The sequence below is a fragment of the Nocardioides sp. WS12 genome (genome assembly GCF_014108865.1).
In the GTDB taxonomy this organism is placed as follows: domain Bacteria; phylum Actinomycetota; class Actinomycetes; order Propionibacteriales; family Nocardioidaceae; genus Nocardioides.
The window spans coordinates 2,357,598-2,376,218 of record NZ_CP053928.1; the positions used below are offsets into that span (position 1 = coordinate 2,357,598).

Consider the following 18,621-nt stretch of genomic DNA (forward strand, 5'->3'; position numbering starts at 1 on the left):
CAGACTAGGTCTCGACAAGCTCGACCCACGGGAGGCGCCTCAGCGGAAGGCGCAACCTGACTGCACGCCGAACCTGCGCAGGATCAGTGCAGCCGGACAGAAGCCCGTGATGCTCGACTGGAGCAGGTTGGCTCCCGCGAAGGCGGCCAACAGCAGCCACCACGGGGAGAGCAGGGTGGCCAGGGCGACGCTGACCAGAACCAGGGTTCCGGCGAGCGCGAAGACGGCGCGGTCGATGTTCATTTCGTTTCTCCTCGTTGTCCGAGCGTGTCCGCGAACTCGCAGAACGCGTCGTAGGCACGGGCTCCGTGGATGGTGGCGGGGCCGCCGTGCATCAGGAACGTCACGCCGATGGCCTCGGCCGCCTCCTGTCGGGTGGCACCGGCCCGGGCTGCAGCCTGTCCGTGGGAGGCCACGCAGCCGTCGCAACCCTCGACGACGCCGATCGCCAGCGCGATCAGCTCCTTGGTCTTCTTGTCCAGGGCGCCATCGGCGAACGCTGCCTTCGACAACTCTCCGAAGCCCTTGTAGACGTCGGGGATGGCGTGGCGCAGGTTGCGGTGCAGCGGGACGAGGTCGTTGAGGACGACCTTGCCGTGCAGTGAGGCCTGCACCGCGGTGTCGTTGGTGTCAGTGGTCATGAGGTGGGTCCTTTCGAGTGCGGACGTGCAGTGGCGGGGCGTGGGCTGTTCATTCGTGGGCGAAGGTGATGGTGGGCAGGATGCGCTGCAGCCAGGCGGGCGTCGCCCAGGCGGCACGGCCGGTCAGGCGCAGCAGCACCGGCAGCAGGACCAGGCGAACCAGGAAGGCGTCCAGCAGCACCGCGACGCCGAGGATCACGCCCATCTCCTTGGGCGGGAGCGGACCGGAGAGGGCGAAGGTGAAGAAGACCGCGACCATCACCCCGCCGGCCGCGAAGATCACCCGGCCGGAGTGAGCGACCGCGCCGACCATCGCTTCCTTCGGGTCACCCGACTTCTCCCAGTGCTCCTTCGCGGACGCGAGGAGGAACACGGTGTAGTCCATGGCGATCGCGAAGATCATGGCGAAGAAGAACACCGGCGCCCAGGCATCGAGGAAGCCCTGGGGCTCGAAGCCGAGCAACCCCGATCCGTGGCCGTCCTGGAACACCAGGCGGGCCACCCCGAAGGCTGCGGCCGTGGACAGCAGGCTGGCCAGCGTGCCGAGCAGCGAGATGAGGGGCGCCTGCAACGCGAACAGCAGGAGCAGGAAGCCCAGGACGAGGACCACGCCGATCACGAGCGGAGTCGATCGGTCGAGTTGGGCGGTGAGGTCGATGTTCTCGGCAGCAGCGCCACCGATCAGCGCAGACGACGGCAGGTCGGTGCGCAGGCGGTCGAGGATTGCGGGCAGGGCGGGGTCGGACGGATCCACCGTCGGCACGGCCTGGATCAGGGTGCGGCCCGAGCCGTCGCCGGCGGGCTGGGCGGGCATCACGGCTTCGATGCCCGGGTCGGCGTCGACCACCAGCGTCGTACGGTCGACGTCCTCGTCGTTGACGACGATCTGCAGCATCCCCGGGGCGCCCGGGCCGAAGGCGTCCTTGACCTGCTCGTAGCCGATCCGGGCGCTCGCGTCGTCGGGGAGGACCTTGATCGACGGCATGCCGGTCTGCAGGCCGAGGATCGGGGTGGCCAGCAGCACGAGCACTGCGGTGGAGCCGATGCCCCATGCCCACGGGCGACGCCAGAGGTGCTCGCCCCAGCGAGCGAAGAGGGGGGAGCGGTGCTCGCCGACCCGGGCCCAGGGCAGGGCGAACCGGTTGATGCGCTGGTCGAGCTTGAAGAGCACGAGGGGGAGCAGGGTCAGGGTCGCGGCCAGGACGAAGATGACCGAGATCATGATCCCGCCGGCCATCGAACGGAACGACGGCGAGGGCACGAGCATCACGGCCGACAGGGACACCAGCACGGTCGCGCCCGAGAGCAGGACTGCCTTGCCGGCCGTGTCCATGGTCTCGGCGATCGCCCGTTGCGGTGAGCTGTTGCGGCCCAGCCGTGCGGCGCGGTAGCGGACGACCAGGAAGAGTGCGTAGTCGATGCCCAGGGCGAGGGCGAACATCATGGCGAAGTTCATCGCCCAGATCGACACCGGGACGAGCTCGTTGATCAGGACGAGTGAGCCGGCCGAGGCAACGAGTCCGGCCAACGTGAGCAGCAGGGGCAGTCCGGCGGCGACCAGCGCCCCGAAGGCGAGCACGAGAATGGCCAGGGTCACGGGCCACGAGTACAGCTCCGAGGTCAGCATCGCCTCGAGGTTGGCCTCGTTGAAGTCCGACCAGAGCAGCGACGAGCCCGTCGGGTTCACCTGGACGGTGTCAGTGGAGAGGGCCTGCAGTTCCTCCTTCAGGTCGGTCGCGACGCGCACCATCTCGTTGGTGTCCACGCCGGCGCCGGCGAGGACGACTCCCGTGTGCTGGTCGCCGGACATGCTGATGCCGGGCAGCGGTGCGATCACCTCGGCCAGGCGCGGCTCGGCCTCGAGGATGCGGGTCACCTCGGCGAGGACCTCGGGTCCGTCGCCCTCGGTGAGCGGACCGTCGGTGCTGTGCACGACCACCTGGATCGCGTGGCTCGCGGTGCCGCCGAAGTGTTCCTGGACCAGGTCGCGTGTGGCGACGGACTCCGATCCGTTCGCCTGCCAGCCGGCGCCCGAGAGGTTCTTCTCGACCGAGGGGGCGAAGATGCCGAGCCCGATCACCAGGACGATCCAGCCGATGCCGACCATCTTGCGGTGCTCGGTCACCCAGATGCCGAGTCGGCCCAGCGGGCCAGGAACCGCGGTCGGTGGGGCGGTTGCGTCGGTCAGTTCCTCTGTCGATTGCGCCACGGTGACGCCTCCTTCCCTTTATCCCCCCGGGGGGATACGATGGGAACGTAACATATCCCCCCGGGGGGATGCCAGCCTCGATCGATTGGAACGCCATGGAAGCCACCGACCCCACCCTGAGCAGCACCGTCCCGATGGCGCACGCGCCCACGGTGGAGCGCGTGCGAGAACTGCTGGGAGACGCCGGTTTCGGCGTCCTCACCGAGATCGACCTGCAAGCGACCCTGCTTGCCAAGCTGGGTGTGGACGTGCCGGCACAGGTGATCCTCGGTGCCTGTCGCCCGGAACTCGCCTACCGCGCGCTCGAGTCCAGTCCCTGGATCGCGACCCTGCTTCCGTGCAACGTAGTGATCACTCAAGTCGACGCGCAGCACAGCCGAGTCGAGGTCTTCGACATTGCTCTCCTGGTGCGAATCGCTCCGGATGCGGAAGTCATGGCGGTGGCCGCCGAGACCCGCGCCCGGCTGTTGGGGATGATGGACGCTCTGAGCGTCGAGGCAGGAGAGCGTCATGCAGTTGGAGCCTGAGGAGATCAAGGCCATCATCACCCGCCTCAAGCGGGCGAACGGCCACCTGGCATCGGTCATCCGGATGCTTGAGGAGGGCGCCGACTGCGAGGCCGCACTGCTGCAGCTCGCCGCGGTCAACAAGGCGATCAGTCGGGGTGGCTACGCGCTCGTCTCGACCGGCCTGCAGAAGTGCCTTGCCGAGGGTGGGCCCGACAGCGTCGACGCCAAGAAGATGGAGAAGGTCTTCCTCGCCCTGGCCTGATTCGGTGGTTCAGGCGTCCGCGAGGATCTTCTGCACGCCGCTGAGCGCCACCAGGTTCCACAGGCCCGACTGCCGCAGCAGGTAGTGGCCGACCGGGCCCATGTCGACGAAGCTGGCTTCCCTGGCGACGGTGCCAGCTCGTTCGACGTACCGCATCGTCGCCTTCGCCGAGGTGATGTGGTCGCGACTTCCGTGGGCGGCGTGGAGCACCTTGTCCGCGAGCGCGTCGAACGGTTCGTCCTTCGGGAACCAGGGCGCCAGGGCGACCACGCCGCGCACCGACGGGTCGTCGGCGACGGCGACAGCCGTACGTGCGCCCATCGAGTGACCGACGATCACGACGGGCAGGTCGTACTGGCGGCGGATCTCGTCGAGCGCCCACCGCGCGTCCTGGACCGGGTCGGGCAGCGCGCCGGGCCGGGCGTTCCAGCCCTTGACGCGGTAGCGCAGGAGCACGATGCCGATGCCGTCCACCTTCAGTGCGGGAGCGAGGTGGCGGGCCAGCACGCGGCCGCGGCGCCACGAGAGGCTCCGGACGCCCACTGCTCCGGTGCCGTGCTCGGCGCCGCCATGCAGGACCAGCGTGATCGCGCGCGGATCCTTCGGCACGCGCACGTCGGTGAACTTCGGCGCGTCGGTCATGTTCGTTGCCCTCGGATCAGTTGGTAGGCGGCCAGTGCCTCGTTGCGCTGCACGGCATGGTCGACGATCGGTTCGGGATAGCCCACGGGAAGTTCGGTGCGCCAGGGCCGGTGGATTGCTGGTTTCGGGAGTCCGGCAAGTTCGGGCACCCAGCGGCGGATGTAGTCACCCGCCGGGTCGAACTTCTCGCCCTGGGTGATCGGGTTGAAGATCCGGAAGTACGGCGCCGCATCGGTGCCGCACCCGGCCACCCACTGCCAGTTGTGCTGATTGCTCGCCAGATCACCGTCGACGAGGTGCGCCATGAAGTGCGCGGCACCGTGCTGCCACTCCACCTGCAGGTCCTTGACCAGGAACGACGCCACGATCATCCGCACCCGATTGTGCATCCAGCCCTCGGCGAGCAGTTGCCGCATCCCGGCGTCGACGATCGGGAAGCCGGTGGTGCCGGCCGCCCACCGGGTGAGGCGATCGGTCAGTTCGGGGCCGGTGACGTAGGGGAGATCCTTGAGCTCAGGTCGGAAGTAGTCGGTGGCCGACGCCGGCCAGGCGTGCAGCACCGAGGCGTAGAACTCGCGCCAGGCCAGCTCGCGGCGGAACACCTCGCTGTGCGGGTCGGCCGGATCGAGGCCGGCGAGCAGGGTGCGCGGGTGGACGCTGCCCCAGCGCAGTGCGGTCGACAGTCGCGACGTGGCGTCCAGGTCCGGGCGGTCGCGGATGTCGTCGTACGGGGTGCCGACGAAGTCGCGCCAGCGCTGCAGGGCGGCTGCCTCGCCGGCCTCGGGGAGAGTTGCCGTGGTGGTTGCGTGCGTGGGGATCTGTTCGCTGGGTGCGCCGACCCAGTCGACGGCCGCCGGGTCGGAGTCCGCCGGGTGCCGCCAGCCGTGCTCCACCCAGGCGCGGTAGAACGGCGTGAAGACGCGGTACGGATTGCCCGCGCCGGTGGTGAGGCGGCCGGGTGCGACGGCGTAGGGGGAGCCCGTCCGGACCAGGGGCACCTCAAGCGTCTCCTCGACGTGCCGGTCGCGCCGGACGCCGTACGGGCTGAAGTCGGCGCTGACGTGGACCTCGCGCGCGCCGGTCTCGCGGACCAGGTCGGCGAGTACGGCGGCAGGGCGGCCGGTGCGGACGACCAGGCCCGGTCCGTGGCGCCGCAGGTCTGTGTCGAGGGCGCTGAGTGACGCCTGCAGGAACGCCATCCGCACGGGTCCCGCAGAGGCCAGCAACACCGGGTCCAGGACGAAGACGGGCAGCACCGGGCCGGACTCTGCGGCCGCCAGCAGCGCCGGGTGGTCGGAGAGGCGGAGGTCCCGGCGGAACCACAGGATCGTCGGCGTCACCTCGCCATGCTGGCAGAGCCGCAAAGCAGTAGCGTGACCGGCATGCGGGCACCCGAGTACTCCGACGCACGGCTCGCCGCGGACCTCGCGGCCGCAGCCGGCGAGCTCGGTGAACCCCTCACCGCCGGCGCGTACGACGCCTGGCAGCGCAGCCACGACGCCGCCTCCCCGGCGCTGCTGATCCGCCGGTTCGGCTCCTGGAACGAAGCCTGCGCCCGAGCCGGGGTCGCGACCAACAAGACCCGCTCGACCACCCGTCGGTGGAGCGACGACGACGTCGTGGCCATCGTGGCGTCGTACCTCACGGCTCCGGGGAGCACCGGCACGTTCGCGGACTACTCCGACTGGGCGAAGCAGCAGGACGGGGCGCCGAGCGGCGCGACGCTGCGGCAGCGCTGCCCGTGGGCCGAGATCAAGCAGCGCGCCGAGGCGCACAACAGCTCAGGCGGGCCGTCCGCAGGCCGATGACGGGTAGGTGACGTACACGCCACGTCCCTACCGCCGTACGACGATTCCGAGCGCCGCAACGCTCCACGGTCTCCGTCGCTTCACGAACGGGTACACGCCGGCGCTGCGCAACCAGGTCACCGCCGCCGGCGGCTTCGGGCCGTGGTTCAACCGGCAGCTGGCCGATGCGTACGACGACAACGTCTACATCCAGACCGCCCGTTGGTGGCCCTCGATCAACGCCTCGCCCGAAACCGTGTGGCAGCGGCACAAGGACGAGGTCGAGGAGCTGTGGCGGGCCGACGCCAACTACCAGTGCTGGGCGATGGTGCGCCGGTACGGTTCCCAGCGGCAGGTGCGGGAAGTGATGGCGGAGTTCTGGGAGCATCACCTCCACGTGCCAGCGACGGGTGAAGTCGGGCCGTTCCGGTCGTCGTACGGAAAGACCGTGCGGAAGCATGCGTTGGGTCGCTTCGACGAACTCCTGCTCGCCGCGATCACGCATCCCGCGATGGCGGTCTACCTCGACAACGCGAACTCCTCGAAGTCCGCACCCAACGAGAACCTCGGGCGCGAACTGCTCGAACTGCACACGGTGGGGCGCGGGGAGTACGGCGAGGACGACGTGAAGAACTCCGCGCGCATCCTCACCGGCTACCGCGTGGGGCTCTGGTCGGACTGGGCGTTCTCCTACGACCCGGTCAAGCACTGGACCGGTCCGGTGCAGGTGATGGGCTTCGCGCACGCCAACAGCGACCCCGACGGACGGACGGCACTGGCCGCCTACCTGACGTACCTCGCACACCACCCCGCGACGGCACGGCGAATCGCACTGAAGCTGGCGCGGCGGTTCGTCTCCGACGTGCCCTCGGACGCGCTGGTCACCCGGCTCGCGCAGGTCTACCTCGCCAACGGTACGGCGATCCGGCCGGTGCTGAAGGCGCTCGTCGCGTCGTCGGAGTTCGCGACCTCGCGCGGCAAGAAGGTCCGCACCCCACCCGAGGACGTCGTCGCGACCTGGCGGGCCCTGGGGGCCCGCTTCACGGCGCCGCCGCGGACCAGTGACGACTCGTCAGGCGCGAACGCGATCCTGTGGCAGAGCCAGTCGATCGGGCTGACACCGTTCGGCTGGCAACGACCCGACGGACGGCCCGACACCGCCGCCGACTGGGGATCGACGTCGCGCTTCCTCGCCTCGCTCGACATCCACTACACGATGGCCGGCGGCTGGTGGCCCAAGGTCGGCACCGGCTACCGGAGCGCGGTCAGCTGGTTGCCGCAGAGACGGATCCGGTTCGACGAACTCGTCGACCACGTCGCCCGGAGCGTGCACGGGGCCGGCTCGACGGCCCTGATGTTGCAGGTGGCATGTGAGGCGACCGGGTGTCGTCCGTCCGAGGTCATCAGCTCCACCCACCGGATCGTGCGCTGGGAGTGGGCGCGGGTGCTCACCGTCTTCCTCGACTCACCGACGCACATGACGAGATGAGGACCTGGTGACTGCTGCTTCTGGATGTGCTGAGGGGTGCCCGGAGTTCACCCGGATGTCGCGGCGCGGGCTGCTGCGCGGTTCCGTCGGGGCGGGCGTTGGCCTGACCGCGGTGAGCGCCTTCGGCACCGCCTTCATGGAGACCTCGTTTGCCGCCACGCGATCGGCACCCGCCGTCCTGGTCGTGTTGTCGATGCGCGGCGCGGTCGACGGGATGAGCCTCGTCGTCCCGCACGGAGACCCCGTCTACTACGCCGCCCGGCCCCGCATCGCGGTGCCGTCCGAGACGCTGCTCGCGAAGGACGGATTCTTCGGCCTGCACCCGCACCTCGCGCCGCTGCTGCCGTTGTGGGACGCCGGTCAGATGGCCACCGTCCACGCCACCGGACTGCCCGCACCGAACCGGTCCCACTTCGCGGCCATCGAAGAAGTCGAGGACGCCGACCCCGGATCGGCCGCCCGGGTGGGCTGGCTCAACCGGCTGATCGGCCGCGACAGCTACACCAACCCGCTGCAGGCGATCAGCTTCGGCGAATCCGTGACACCCGTCGCGCTCGCCGGTCCGCAGGCCAGCGTTGCCGTCGACACCATCGCCGACATGCAACTCGCCGGCGCGGACAAATGGGACACCGCGCGCCGGCGCCCGAAGTCGATGCGGACGATGTGGGCTGGGGCGCCCGGACCGCTCGGCGTCGGCGCGCGGGCCGCCATGCAGGCGATCGGCGACTTCGCGCCCGTCAGGGCCGTCTCCGCCACACCGGCCAACGGCGCCGCCTACCCCTCCGGTGACTTCGGCAAGGCGATGGCCGCCGCCGCGCGCACCATTCGCGGGGACGTTGGCGCCGACGTGATCGCCGTCGACTACGGCTCCTGGGACCACCACGCCGACCTCGGACCACTGGCCTGGGGCCAGATGCAGAGGATGACGACCGAGTTCGCCCGCGGAGTGGCGGCGTTCTTCACCGACCTGGGACCACTGGCCGCGAAGGTCACCCTCGTGACGCTCTCGGAGTTCGGTCGTCGTACCAAGGAGAACGCGAACTACGGCCTCGACCACGGCTACGGCACCGCGATGATGCTCTTCGGTGCGGGCGTGAAGGGCGGCTACTACGGCAACTGGCCGGGCCTGACCAACACCGCCAACGCCGATCTCCTCGTCACCACCGACTACCGCAGCGTCCTCGCCGAAGTGGCCGTGAAACGGATGGGGGCGTCGTCCGCGCAGGTGTTCCCCGGGTTCCAGCCCGAGACCGTCGGCGCGATCCTCTAGAGCCAAGTTCGTCGAGTAGCGGCGAGCGCCAGCGAGCTGCGTATCGAGACGCCTGTGGATAGCCGTTCGACAACTGCGTGGTCCCGGAGCATGGTTCCGGGATGGCATTCGTCTACATCCTGCAATGTGCCGATGGCTCCTACTACGTCGGAAGCACCCACGCCCTGGAAAAGCGGCTCTGGGAGCACAACGAGGGGACCGGGTCGGCGTACACGAGTCGATCGGGGCGGCGCCCCGTCACGCTCGCCTGGTCGTTCGAGTACGCCAATGTCGCTGATGCGTTCGCGATCGAGAAGCAGGTGCAGGGCTGGTCGCGGGCGAAACGCGAGGCACTGATTCGCGGGGACTACGAAGCGCTGCCGGCGCTTGCGAAGAAGGACTTCGGGCGTCCCGCGAACTCAGAGGAGGACGGGCCGCCTGCAGTTGCCGGCGAGTAGCGTCGCCGGGGCGTCTCGATACGCCGCTCGTTCCTCGCGGCTACTCGACGAGCTTGCGGGGCCGGGCGTCTCGATACGCGACGAGCTTGCGGGGCCGGGCGTCTCGATACGCCGCTCGTTCCTCGCGGCTACTCGACGAACTTGGACACGGCCAGGAGGACGACGGCGATCGCGGGGAAGGTCAGCTGGGTCAGGGCGGCGCGGGCCTTGTCGGGGGAGGAGAGCAACAGGACCAGGCCGGCCGCGACCATCGAGCCGGCGCCGGTGAAGACCAGGGCGGCGCCCACGTCGTCGTGGTCGGCGGCGATCAGCCCGATGCCGATGGCGGTGACCACGGCGAGGAACAGGTTGTAGAAGCCCTGGTTGTAGGCCAGTTCCTTGGTCGCCTCGGCCTCCTCGGCGCTGGTGCCGAAGGTCGCCCGGGTCTTCGGGCTGGTCCAGGTGAGGGACTCCATCACCCAGATGTAGACGTGGAGCAGGGCGGCCAGCCCGGCGAAGACGAGGGCGACAGCGGTCATGGCGGGTCCTGCTTTCAGGCGGTGCTGGAGTCGTCGGTCAGGAGGGTTTCCAGACTGACAGGTTCGCGTCCGGTGAGCAGGCGTACGTCGCCACTCACCGCGGCCAGTTCACCACGCGCGACGGCCGTGTAGGTGGAGACCCACGCGTCGTACTCCCACTGCTCGGCCGGCCACTTCAACCGCGACGCGTACGCCTCGTCGAGGGTCTCGTCGTGGAAGGTCACCGCGCGTCCCGTCCGAGCCGCGAGGATCGCCGCGATCTCGGTGAAGGTGAGGGCCTCCGGCCCCGTCAGGTCGTACGTCGACCCGGCGTGTGTCGTGGGATCGAGGAGTGCCGCGACAGCGCATCGGGCGATGTCGGCCCGAGAGACCGCGGAAACCCGACCGTCGCCCGCTGGCCCACGGATCACGCCGTCCTCGCCGACCAGGTCGGCCATCAACTCGAGGTAGAAGTTGTCGCGCAGGAACGTGAAGCCCATGCCGCTCGCGCGGATGTGTTCCTCGGTCGCCCAGTGGTCGCGGCCCAGCGTGAACGTGCACTCCGGGGCGGCGCCGAAGAACGACGTGTAGACGATGTGCTCCACCCCGGAGTCGGCCGCGGCGTCCACGAACGCGCGGTGCTGTGCGAGCCGGTCGACCGCTTCGGCACCCGACACCATGAACAGGGTGTCGACGCCGGCCAGCGCCGAACGGGCGAGGTCGTGGTCGTCGTACGCGAAGAGGACGGGCGCGGCGCCGGGGAGTTCAGGGGCGCGCGCCAGGTCGCGGACCAGCAGGCGCTGCTCGATGCCCTGCTCCGAGAGCGCCCGGGCAACGAGTTGCCCGAGCGCTCCCGTGGAACCGGTGACGGCGAGCGTCATGGCCGGCACCGTGGCGGGAGGCGCCTTTCGGCAGCTTGCTGACCTCTCGGCGCCGGAGACACGGTCGGCCAAATCATCACGACAGGTTCTCTGCCTTCAGCCAGTCCTTCGCGATCGTCGCGGCCGGCAGCTTCTCCTCGACGCTGCGGGCGTTGAGGGCGATCAGGTCCTCGGGCGACATGGCGGCGCTGATCTTGTTGATGATCGCGGCGGCGTCATCGTCGACGTCGTCGCTCGCGACCGGGACGAACGCGGACGCCAGGAACAGGCCCTTGGAGTCGGTGAGGGTGACCAGGTCGTTCTTCTTGATCGACGGGTCGGCGGTGTAGATCAGGCCGATCTGGATGTCGCCGTCCTGGAGTGCCTTCACGGTGAGCGGGCCGCCGCTGTCCTCGATCGGCGCGAACTTCACGTCGACGCCGTACGTCGCCTTCAGGCCCTTCGGGCCATTCGGGCGGGACTCCGCCTCGGAGTTGGCGCCGAAGACCAGCGGGTCGGTGACCTTCTTGAGGTCCTCGATCGTCGCGACGCCCCACTTGTCGGCGAACTCCTTCGTCACGACGTAGGAGTCCTGGTCGGTGGCGGGGGAGGCGTCGAGGAGGCGCAGGCCCTTCGGCAGGGCGTCGCCGAGGGCGGCGTACACCTCGTCGGGCTTGGTCGCCGTGGCCTTCGCGTCGAGCGCGAGGAGGAGCGGGCCGGTGTATTCGGGGAACAGGTCGATCGCGCCGCTCTCGATCTCCGGCAGGTAGACCTCGCGCTGGCCGATCTGGAACTGGCGGTCGACCTCGATGTCGTCGGCCTCGAGCGCCTGCGCGTAGATCTCCGCGACGATCTCGTTGGAGTAGTAGGCCTGGGAGCCGATGACGATGGTCGCGCTGTCGCTGTCGCCGCCGTCGGAGGCCAGGGGGTCGGAGCCACCGCAGGCGGTGAGGGTGAGGACGCCGGCTGCGGCGAGGGCCACTGCATTGCGCGCAAAGCGGATGCGGGTCATGGTCAACCTTTCGAAGGCGCAGCCCCGGCGGGGATGCGGGTCGGGGAGCCGTGGGAGCGAGTATGGCCCCGGCTGGCGCGCTGGAGGGCTCCGAGCGCGAGATCGAGGAGCAGGGCGAGCGCGGCGACGAGCAGCGCACCGGCCAGCATCTGCGGGTAGTCGCGGGTCTTGAGGCCCGCGAAGAGGTAGCGGCCCAGGCCGGTGTCGGAGATGTACGCCGCCAGGGTGGCCGTGGCCACGATCTGCAGGGTGGCGGCGCGAATGCCGCCGATGAGGACGTCGGCGCCGAGGGGGATCTCGACGCGGGTGATGATCTGCCACTCGCTCATCCCTATCGCCCGGGCGGCGTCGACCGCACCGTCGTCGGCGGACTCGATGCCGGCGTAGGCACCGGCCAGGAGCGACGGGAAGCCGAGGGCGACGAGGGCGAGGAGCGGTGCCTCGACGCCGATGCCGAGCCAGAGTCCGAGCAGGGTCAGCAACCCGAGCGTGGGAACCGCGCGTACGGCGCCCGCGACGGCCACGACGAGGAGTCGGCCACGGCCGGTGTGGCCGATCAGGATGCCGAGCGGCATCGCGAGTACGGCGGCGATGCCGACGGCCGCGAAGGTGACCCACAGGTGCTGCAGGATCCGGGTGTCGATGCCGCCGGGGCCGCCCCAGTGGGCGCCGTCGAAGATCCAGTTGAGGGCGTCGCCGAAGAGGCTCATGCGGACGCACCTGCCTTCGTCTTCGTGGTGCTGGTTTGCCAGGGCGTCAGGGCCCGGCCGATCACGACGATCAGCAGGTCCAGGGCGACCGCGAGCAGCATCGTGCCGATCACGCCCGTCGCGACCTCCTCGCGGATGTTGCGCTGGAAGCCGTCGGTCAACAGGCTGCCGAGGCTCGAGATGCCGACCAGGGCGCCGATCGTGACGAGGCTGACCGTGCTGACGGTGACGACGCGGATGCCGGAGATCAGTACCGGAAGTGCGAGGGGCAGGTCCACCCGCCAGAAGATGCCCGTCGGCGAATAGCCCATCGCCTCGGCAGCCTCACGCACCCGACTGTCGACCGAGCGGAACGCGTCGGCCGCCGTACCCGCGAGCAGGGCGGTGCCGTAGATGGCCAGCGCCACGATCAGGTTGGTCTCGCTGCGGAGCGGGACCGACAGGACGACGGGGACCACGATCAGCAAGGGGAGCGCGGGCACGGAGTAGAGCAGGCTCGCGGCGCCGAGGACGACGGTGCCGACGCGGGGCCAGCGCCAGGCGATCCGGCCGAGCACGATCGCGAGGACGACGCTGATCAGGACGGCGGGTACGGCGAGGCGCACGTGCTGGCCGAGGAGGTCCAGGACGAGGTCGCGGTTGAGGTCGAGCCAGGTCATCGGTCGAGGACACCCACCGGGCGGCCGTCGCCGTCGACAACCACCTGCTGGCCGCGGATGTCGACGGTCTTCAGGGTGCGTTCGGCGCGGTCGGTGCCGACGAAGTCGCGCACGAAGTCGTCGGCCGGTGCCGCGACGATCTCCTGCGGGGTGCCGACCTGCGCGATGAGGCCGCCGGTCTTGAGGATCACGACCTCGTCGCCGACCCGGAACGCCTCGTCGATGTCGTGGGTGACCAGCACGATCGTCTTGCCGAGCTCGGCCTGCAACTGCAGCAACTGCTCCTGCAGGTCACGGCGCACGATCGGGTCGACCGCACCGAACGGCTCGTCCATCAACAAGATGTTGGGCTCGGAAGCGAGGGCGCGGGCGACAGCGACGCGCTGCTGCTGACCACCGGAGAGCTGGCCGGGGTAGCGCTTCGCCAGGGAGTGATCCAGACCCACGACGGTGAGCAGGTCGAGGGCGGTGTCACGGGCGGTCTTCTTCGGGACGCCGTTGAGGATCGGCACCGTTGCGACGTTGTCGATCACCCGACGGTGGGGGAGCAGGCCGCCGGCCTGGGGGACGTAACCGATCGAGCGGCGCAACGCGACCTTGTCGAGCTCGCGCACGTCACGGCCGTCGATCAGCACCTCACCGACGGTCGCATCGACCATCCGGTTGACCATCCGCATCAGCGTGGTCTTGCCCGATCCCGACGACCCGACCAGCGCCAGCGTCCGGTGCGAGGGAATCGTGCAGGAGAAGTCCGCCACCGCCACCGTGCCGTCCGGATACGTCTTCCCGACATTCCTGAACTCGATCCCCATCCGTCCACCCTAGGGGGAGGGACGGACAACCCGGTGGCGCGAAGTGCGAGGGTTTCTCTGTCGAGGTGCGGGGGGTTCTGCGTCGAGGTGCGGGGGTTTCTGCGACGAAGTGCGTTGGTTTCTCTGTCGAGGCGCGTCGGTTGCGCGGTCAGCGCCAGCCGGATGCCAGGTCCGCAGCCACGTCGGCGAGCAGGTCCCGGAAGCGTTCGGTGAGCGGTGTGAGTCGCTCTCCGGACGGCGTTGCCGCGTGGATCGTGCGTTGCAGGGTCGGTCCCGCGAGGCGGCGGTGGGCGAGTCCCGACGCGGGGCGCAGGGCCAGTTGCGAGACCAGCGCGACGCCGTACCCAGTCCCGACGAGGGCCTGCGCGACGTCGTACGACTCCGTCTCGAAGCGGATGCGGGCATCGAAGCCTGCCTCCCGCGTGGCGCGGTCGAACTGCAGGCGCGCGGCGGTCCCGGCGCGGATCACGACCCACGACTCGTCGGCGAGTCGGTCGAGTCGCACGCGGCCGCGGGACCGCGCGAGCGGATGGTCGTCGGCGAACACCACGACCATCGGGTCCGCCAGCAGGAGTTGTACGGCGACGCCGGGGCGCAGCACGGGCGGTGCGTCCCAGGCCGCGAGTACGGCGACGTCGAGCTCGCCGTCCGCGACGAGATCGACCGCATCGCGCGACTCGAGGTCGACGACGGAGAGGTCGACGTCGGACGAGTGATGCCGCAACGCCGTCATCGCCGGCGGAAGGAGATGCAGCGCGGCGGCCTGGAAGGCGCCGACCCGGAGCCGATGGACCAGGCCCTGCCGGTAGGCGGCGAAGGACTGGGTCGCCTCCTCGACCTCGCGCTCGATGCGGTTGCCGTGCCGGGCGAGGGCGTCGCCGGCGACCGTCAACCGGGCGCCGCGGGGACCGCGTTCGACCAGCGGCACGCCCCAGATCTGCTCGGCTCGGGTCAGTCGCTGGGTGACGGCGGCCGGCGTCAGGCCGAGCAGGTCGGCCGCCGCGGCGAGGGTGCCGTGTTCGTTGATCAGCGACAGCAGGCGGAGTTGTTCTGCGAGATCAGCCTTCACAATACTGAAGTCAACCACGGGTTTCGTGAGTTTTCTTCATGCCGCCACGGCGCGAATCTGGACGGGTGCTCATCACCTTCATCGTCACCGCGTGGTTGCTCGCCATGCTCCCCGGCGTCGGACAGGCGCTCATGCTCCGCCAGACCCTCGTGTACGGCGCCGACGTCGCCCGCGCCACGATCGCCGGCACCGCCACCGGGCTGGTGGTGTGGACGCTCGCCGCGGCCGCAGGGTTGTCGGCCTTGCTGCTCGCCGAACCCGGGCTCTACCGGGTGCTGCTGCTCGCGGGCGGCGCGTTCCTGGCATTCGTCGGCCTCCGGACCCTCTGGTCCGTACGACGTCCGGCGGGTGAGTCCGCTGTGTCTGTTGCGGTGGACCCGCCGGCCAGCGGTCGACGTACCGCCTATCTGACGGGACTCGCCACCAACCTCGGCAACCCGAAGGCGGGGGTCTTCGCGCTGTCCCTGCTGCCGCGCTTCGCCGGCGCGACCGAGGCGGCGTTCTGGACGACGCTGGCGCTCGGCGTGCTGTGGTCGGCCGTGACCGCTGCGTGGTACCTGCTGTTCGTCGCGCTCGTGGCACGCGGACGAGGCGTGGTCAGCCGGCCCGGCGTACAGCGGGGCGTCAGCGTCGCCTCAGGTGCCGTGTTGCTGGCCCTGGGTGCGTCGGTGGCATTGGAGGCCTGAGAAACCTCCGCACCTCGATGCAGAAACTGGCGCACCTCGCGTCAGAAACTGGCGCACCTCGCGTCAGGCGGAGGCCATCTCCACGATGCGGTCGAACCGGGCACCCATCGCTTCGGCCAGGGCGTGGGCGGCCTTCAACGGACGGACCATCACCGTGAAGTCGGTGATCAGGCCGTTGTCGTCGAGCACCAGGAAGTCGCACCCGGTGATCTGCAGGCCGTCCACCTTCGCCTCGAAGACGAGCGCGTGGCCGGCGTCGTCCCCGAGCTCGCGGACGTAGTGGAAGTCCTCGAACACCTCGATCACGTTCGCCAAGATCGCGGCGGTGATCTTCTTGCCCTCGTAGGGCTTGTGGGCGACCGGGCTGCGGAAGACGACGTCGTCGGCCAGAAGATCCGAGATGGCAGCCAGGTCGCGGGATTCCACCGCCGTCCGGAAGGCGCTCACAGCGCCGCCGCCAGTTCGGTGCCCTGCTTGATCGCACGCTTCGCGTCCACCTCGGCGGCGACGTCCGCGCCACCGATCAGGTGCACGGAGCCGGGGAACTTCGCGGCCAGCAGGTCGTCGTACAGGCTCCGGACGGATTCCTGGCCGGTGCAGAGCACGATGTGGTCGACGTCGAGCACCTGCGCCTTGCCGTCGACGGTGATGTGCAGGCCCTCGTCGGAGACGCGGTCGTAGGTCACGCCGCTGATCTGGTGGACGCCGAGGTCCTTGACGATCGCGCGGTGCACCCAGCCGGACGTCTTGCCCAGGCCCTTGCCCTGCGAGGACTCCTTGCGCTGCAACAACCACACCTCGCGCTTCGGCGTACGCGGCAACTTGTCGGTCACACCACCGCGGATCACCGCGGGGTCGGCGACGCCCCAGTTGGCCTTCCACTCCTCGAGCGTCTCGGGTACGTGCGCCAGCAACTCCGACACGTCGAAGCCGATGCCGCCCGCGCCCATCACGGCGACCTTGCCGCCGATCGCGACGCGACCGGTGATCGCGTCGGGGTAGGACACCACCTTCGGGTGCGAGATGCCCGGGACGGACGGCGTCCGCGGCGCGACACCCGTCGCGACGACGACTTCGTCGAAGCCGGACAGCTGCTCGGGCGTCGCACGCGTCGAGAGCTTCACGTTGACGCCGAGGACCTCCATCCGGCGGCGGTAGTACCGAAGCGTCTCGGCGAACTCCTCCTTGCCGGGAATCTGCATAGCGAGGCGGAACTGGCCGCCGAGTTCGTCGGACGCCTCGAACAACGTCACGTCGTGGCCACGCTCGGCTGCGCTGACAGCGGTGGCGAGGCCAGCCGGGCCGCCGCCGACGATGGCGACGCGCTTGGCCGACCGGGTCGGGCTGAGCACCAGCGTCGTCTCGTGGCAGGCACGCGGGTTGACCAGGCAGGACGCGCGCTGGTTCTTGAATGTGTGGTCCAGGCAGGCCTGGTTGCAGCCGATGCAGGTGTTGATCTCGTCGGCGCGACCCGCCCTGGCCTTCGACACGATCTCGGGGTCCGCGAGGAACGGCCGCGCCATCGAAATGAGGTCAATGCCCTGCTCCAGCAGGGATTCCGCGACATCGGGGGTGTTGATCCGGTTGCTTGCGCACACCGGGATGCTGACCTCCGACTTGAGGCGCAGCGTGTTGTCCGCCCACGCCGCACGCGGCACGCTCGTCACGATCGTGGGCACCCGCGCCTCGTGCCAGCCGATGCCGGTGTTGAACACGCTCGCGCCGGCTTCCTCGAGCTTGTGGGCCAGTTCCACGGTCTCGTCCCAGGTCTGCCCGTCGGGCACCAGGTCGAGCAGCGAGAGCCGGTACATCACGAAGAAGTCGGGCAGTTCCTGGCGGATCCGGCGCACGATCTCCACGGGGAAGCGCATCCGCGCCTCGGCCGATCCGCCCCACTTGTCCGTACGACGGTTGGTGCGCGAAGCGATGAACTGGTTGATGAGGTAGCCCTCGGATCCCATCACCTCGATGCCGTCGTACCCGGCCTTCTGCGCGAGCTTGGCCGAGTCGACGAAGTCCTCGATCGTCTTCTCCACGGCTCGCGTCGACAGGGCGGACGCCTTGAACGGCGTGATCGGCGACTTGGTCGCGCTGGCGGAGACGCTGAACGGCGTGTAGCCGTAGCGACCGGCGTGCAGCAACTGGAGCGCGATCTTGCCGCCCTCGGCGTGCACTGCCTCGGTCACCCGCTGGTGGCGGTGCGCGTTGAGGCGCGTCGTCATCTGCGAGCCGAAGGGCAGCAGCCAGCCGCGGACGTTGGGGGAGTACCCGCCCGTCACGATCAGGCCGACGCCGCCACGAGCGCGTTCGGCGAAGTACGCCGCCATCTCGTCGACGTGCCAGGGGCGGTCCTCGAGGCCGGTGTGCATCGAGCCCATCACGGCCCGCGACTGGAGGTCGAGGCCGCCGACGGTGGCGCGGGAGGTCAGCAGGGGATAGCTGGTCATCGGTTCTCCTGGGGTGCAGCGGTGTGGGCGTCGAGGTACTCGGTCAGCCAGCGGATCCAGAACTCCTCCATGAGGAGACCGCCACGCAGCACGAGGTAGATGTCGAGGGCGGAGCCGGACAGGGCGCCCGGGTCGGGGAAGTCGCGGTTCTGCATGAACTCGTAGAGCGAGAGCCGCTTGGTGTGCTCGTCGAGGTGGCGGCGCAGGTCGTCGAGCAGGGCCGCGCGGTCGCCGAGGGAGGCGCCGCGCATCTTGACGCCGAGCGAGTTGCGCACGGGGTCGGGCAGGGTCGGCTCGGCCATCCAGCGGCGCAGCTCGGCGAGGCCGGCGTCGGCGACGGCGTAGACCTTCTTGGTCGGGCGATCGACCTGCGGGACCGCTTCGACGGTGATCCACCCGTCGGTCTCCATCCGGCCGAGCACGCGGTAGATCTGCTGGTGCGTGGCGGTCCAGAAGAAGCCGATGGACGCGTCGAAGCGACGGGTCAGCTCGGAGCCGGACGCGGCGCGCTCGCTGAGCGAGACGAGGATCGCGTGCTCGAGGGCCATGGCCCCAGCGTGCACGATCCCGGGCGGCTATGCAACTAGTTGCAGGGTGTGATCTGCAACAAGTTGCATAGCCGT

At 69.8% G+C, this 18,621-nt stretch carries 22 protein-coding genes; 7 read left to right on the top strand and 15 right to left on the bottom strand.

Translation table 11 applies throughout. From position 1 onward, the window contains the following. Positions 1-39: 39 nt before the first annotated feature. Genes HRC28_RS11405 through HRC28_RS11415 form a run of 3 tightly spaced genes read right to left on the bottom strand, consistent with a single transcriptional unit; the run spans position 40 to position 2,850 of the window. Positions 40-243 (bottom strand): DUF2892 domain-containing protein, encoded by a 204-nt coding sequence (locus tag HRC28_RS11405; protein ID WP_182380189.1) that lies wholly within the window; start codon positions 241-243, stop codon positions 40-42. Further along, positions 240-641, bottom strand: coding sequence for a carboxymuconolactone decarboxylase family protein (locus tag HRC28_RS11410; RefSeq protein WP_182380190.1), 402 nt, complete (start codon positions 639-641; stop codon positions 240-242). The genes HRC28_RS11405 and HRC28_RS11410 overlap by 4 nt, the downstream gene beginning before the upstream one ends. 49 nt (positions 642-690) lie before the next feature. Further along, complete coding sequence (locus tag HRC28_RS11415; protein WP_237111801.1) at positions 691-2,850, bottom strand: MMPL family transporter; 2,160 nt, start codon at positions 2,848-2,850, stop codon at positions 691-693. Between the two features lie 95 nt (positions 2,851-2,945). Here HRC28_RS11415 and HRC28_RS11420 point away from each other — a divergent pair, with 95 nt between their 5' ends. Further along, positions 2,946-3,377: a DUF302 domain-containing protein gene (locus HRC28_RS11420; RefSeq protein ID WP_182380191.1), complete on the top strand. Its 432-nt coding sequence runs from the start codon at positions 2,946-2,948 to the stop codon at positions 3,375-3,377. After that, positions 3,361-3,621, top strand: a complete 261-nt coding sequence (locus tag HRC28_RS11425; RefSeq protein WP_182380192.1) for a metal-sensitive transcriptional regulator — start codon at positions 3,361-3,363, stop codon at positions 3,619-3,621. The genes HRC28_RS11420 and HRC28_RS11425 overlap by 17 nt, the downstream gene beginning before the upstream one ends. Positions 3,622-3,630: 9 nt before the next feature. On the opposite strand, the gene HRC28_RS11430 is transcribed toward HRC28_RS11425, so the two are convergent. Next, positions 3,631-4,263 carry an alpha/beta fold hydrolase gene (locus HRC28_RS11430; protein ID WP_182380193.1) on the bottom strand — a complete coding sequence of 211 codons (633 nt, stop codon included), beginning with the start codon at positions 4,261-4,263 and terminating at the stop codon, positions 3,631-3,633. Then, positions 4,260-5,603, bottom strand: coding sequence for a deoxyribodipyrimidine photo-lyase (locus HRC28_RS11435; RefSeq protein WP_182380194.1), 1,344 nt, complete (start codon positions 5,601-5,603; stop codon positions 4,260-4,262). The genes HRC28_RS11430 and HRC28_RS11435 overlap by 4 nt, the downstream gene beginning before the upstream one ends. Positions 5,604-5,645: 42 nt before the next feature. Between HRC28_RS11435 and HRC28_RS11440 the strand changes: the two genes are divergently transcribed. From HRC28_RS11440 to HRC28_RS11455, 4 genes are all read left to right on the top strand, one after another. Continuing rightward, the gene (locus HRC28_RS11440; protein ID WP_182380195.1) at positions 5,646-6,071 is read left to right on the top strand and encodes a hypothetical protein; all 426 of its coding nucleotides are present in this window, start codon (positions 5,646-5,648) and stop codon (positions 6,069-6,071) included. Between the two features lie 7 nt (positions 6,072-6,078). Then, positions 6,079-7,539 (top strand): DUF1800 domain-containing protein, encoded by a 1,461-nt coding sequence (locus tag HRC28_RS11445; protein WP_182380196.1) that lies wholly within the window; start codon positions 6,079-6,081, stop codon positions 7,537-7,539. Between the two features lie 7 nt (positions 7,540-7,546). Next, positions 7,547-8,809, top strand: coding sequence for a DUF1501 domain-containing protein (locus HRC28_RS11450; protein ID WP_182380197.1), 1,263 nt, complete (start codon positions 7,547-7,549; stop codon positions 8,807-8,809). Positions 8,810-8,910: 101 nt separating this feature from the next. Further along, entirely contained in the window at positions 8,911-9,246 is a 336-nt protein-coding gene (locus HRC28_RS11455; protein ID WP_182380198.1) for a GIY-YIG nuclease family protein, read from the top strand. Between the two features lie 128 nt (positions 9,247-9,374). Here HRC28_RS11455 and HRC28_RS11460 read toward each other — a convergent pair whose 3' ends face one another. The 7 genes from HRC28_RS11460 to HRC28_RS11490 all read right to left on the bottom strand — a co-directional run bounded on the left by HRC28_RS11460 (position 9,375) and on the right by HRC28_RS11490 (position 14,865). Beyond that, positions 9,375-9,764: a DUF1304 domain-containing protein gene (locus HRC28_RS11460; protein ID WP_182380199.1), complete on the bottom strand. Its 390-nt coding sequence runs from the start codon at positions 9,762-9,764 to the stop codon at positions 9,375-9,377. Between the two features lie 14 nt (positions 9,765-9,778). Then, positions 9,779-10,624 carry an SDR family oxidoreductase gene (locus HRC28_RS11465; RefSeq protein WP_182380200.1) on the bottom strand — a complete coding sequence of 282 codons (846 nt, stop codon included), beginning with the start codon at positions 10,622-10,624 and terminating at the stop codon, positions 9,779-9,781. A gap of 76 nt (positions 10,625-10,700) precedes the next feature. Then, positions 10,701-11,615 (bottom strand): ABC transporter substrate-binding protein, encoded by a 915-nt coding sequence (locus HRC28_RS11470; protein ID WP_182380201.1) that lies wholly within the window; start codon positions 11,613-11,615, stop codon positions 10,701-10,703. A 2-nt stretch (positions 11,616-11,617) separates the two neighbouring features. Beyond that, positions 11,618-12,325, bottom strand: coding sequence for an ABC transporter permease subunit (locus HRC28_RS11475; RefSeq protein ID WP_182380202.1), 708 nt, complete (start codon positions 12,323-12,325; stop codon positions 11,618-11,620). Then, positions 12,322-12,984, bottom strand: a complete 663-nt coding sequence (locus HRC28_RS11480; RefSeq protein ID WP_182380203.1) for an ABC transporter permease subunit — start codon at positions 12,982-12,984, stop codon at positions 12,322-12,324. The genes HRC28_RS11475 and HRC28_RS11480 overlap by 4 nt, the downstream gene beginning before the upstream one ends. Beyond that, positions 12,981-13,796, bottom strand: a complete 816-nt coding sequence (locus tag HRC28_RS11485; protein ID WP_182380204.1) for an ATP-binding cassette domain-containing protein — start codon at positions 13,794-13,796, stop codon at positions 12,981-12,983. Before HRC28_RS11485 ends, HRC28_RS11480 begins: the two co-directional genes overlap by 4 nt. Positions 13,797-13,944: 148 nt before the next feature. Next, entirely contained in the window at positions 13,945-14,865 is a 921-nt protein-coding gene (locus HRC28_RS11490; RefSeq protein ID WP_182380205.1) for a LysR family transcriptional regulator, read from the bottom strand. Positions 14,866-14,930: 65 nt separating this feature from the next. On the opposite strand from HRC28_RS11490, the gene HRC28_RS11495 reads away from it, so the two are divergent. Beyond that, complete coding sequence (locus HRC28_RS11495; RefSeq protein ID WP_182380206.1) at positions 14,931-15,551, top strand: LysE family translocator; 621 nt, start codon at positions 14,931-14,933, stop codon at positions 15,549-15,551. 63 nt (positions 15,552-15,614) lie between these two features. Here the strand turns inward: HRC28_RS11495 and HRC28_RS11500 are convergent, their stop codons facing one another. The 3 genes from HRC28_RS11500 to HRC28_RS11510 are packed head-to-tail and all read right to left on the bottom strand — an operon-like array spanning position 15,615 to position 18,546. Continuing rightward, positions 15,615-15,998 (bottom strand): nuclear transport factor 2 family protein, encoded by a 384-nt coding sequence (locus tag HRC28_RS11500; RefSeq protein ID WP_182380207.1) that lies wholly within the window; start codon positions 15,996-15,998, stop codon positions 15,615-15,617. Further along, positions 15,995-17,998, bottom strand: a complete 2,004-nt coding sequence (locus HRC28_RS11505) for an NADPH-dependent 2,4-dienoyl-CoA reductase (RefSeq protein WP_182380208.1) — start codon at positions 17,996-17,998, stop codon at positions 15,995-15,997. The genes HRC28_RS11500 and HRC28_RS11505 overlap by 4 nt, the downstream gene beginning before the upstream one ends. Then, positions 17,995-18,546, bottom strand: coding sequence for a PadR family transcriptional regulator (locus tag HRC28_RS11510; RefSeq protein WP_182380209.1), 552 nt, complete (start codon positions 18,544-18,546; stop codon positions 17,995-17,997). The genes HRC28_RS11505 and HRC28_RS11510 overlap by 4 nt, the downstream gene beginning before the upstream one ends. Positions 18,547-18,621 lie beyond the last annotated feature (75 nt).

Excerpts from the sequence above, each read along its gene's own strand:
- HRC28_RS11440 (WP_182380195.1), top strand. The coding sequence starts at position 5,646 with ATGCGGGCACCCGAGTACTCCGACGCACGGCTCGCCGCGGACCTCGCG.
- HRC28_RS11475 (WP_182380202.1), bottom strand. The coding sequence starts at position 12,325 with ATGAGCCTCTTCGGCGACGCCCTCAACTGGATCTTCGACGGCGCCCAC.
- HRC28_RS11455 (WP_182380198.1), top strand. The coding sequence starts at position 8,911 with ATGGCATTCGTCTACATCCTGCAATGTGCCGATGGCTCCTACTACGTC.
- HRC28_RS11480 (WP_182380203.1), bottom strand. The coding sequence starts at position 12,984 with ATGACCTGGCTCGACCTCAACCGCGACCTCGTCCTGGACCTCCTCGGC.
- HRC28_RS11430 (WP_182380193.1), bottom strand. The coding sequence starts at position 4,263 with ATGACCGACGCGCCGAAGTTCACCGACGTGCGCGTGCCGAAGGATCCG.
- HRC28_RS11485 (WP_182380204.1), bottom strand. The coding sequence starts at position 13,796 with ATGGGGATCGAGTTCAGGAATGTCGGGAAGACGTATCCGGACGGCACG.
- HRC28_RS11510 (WP_182380209.1), bottom strand. The coding sequence starts at position 18,546 with ATGGCCCTCGAGCACGCGATCCTCGTCTCGCTCAGCGAGCGCGCCGCG.
- HRC28_RS11505 (WP_182380208.1), bottom strand. The coding sequence starts at position 17,998 with ATGACCAGCTATCCCCTGCTGACCTCCCGCGCCACCGTCGGCGGCCTC.
- HRC28_RS11405 (WP_182380189.1), bottom strand. The coding sequence starts at position 243 with ATGAACATCGACCGCGCCGTCTTCGCGCTCGCCGGAACCCTGGTTCTG.
- HRC28_RS11465 (WP_182380200.1), bottom strand. The coding sequence starts at position 10,624 with ATGACGCTCGCCGTCACCGGTTCCACGGGAGCGCTCGGGCAACTCGTT.
- HRC28_RS11460 (WP_182380199.1), bottom strand. The coding sequence starts at position 9,764 with ATGACCGCTGTCGCCCTCGTCTTCGCCGGGCTGGCCGCCCTGCTCCAC.
- HRC28_RS11420 (WP_182380191.1), top strand. The coding sequence starts at position 2,946 with ATGGAAGCCACCGACCCCACCCTGAGCAGCACCGTCCCGATGGCGCAC.
- HRC28_RS11425 (WP_182380192.1), top strand. The coding sequence starts at position 3,361 with ATGCAGTTGGAGCCTGAGGAGATCAAGGCCATCATCACCCGCCTCAAG.
- HRC28_RS11470 (WP_182380201.1), bottom strand. The coding sequence starts at position 11,615 with ATGACCCGCATCCGCTTTGCGCGCAATGCAGTGGCCCTCGCCGCAGCC.
- HRC28_RS11410 (WP_182380190.1), bottom strand. The coding sequence starts at position 641 with ATGACCACTGACACCAACGACACCGCGGTGCAGGCCTCACTGCACGGC.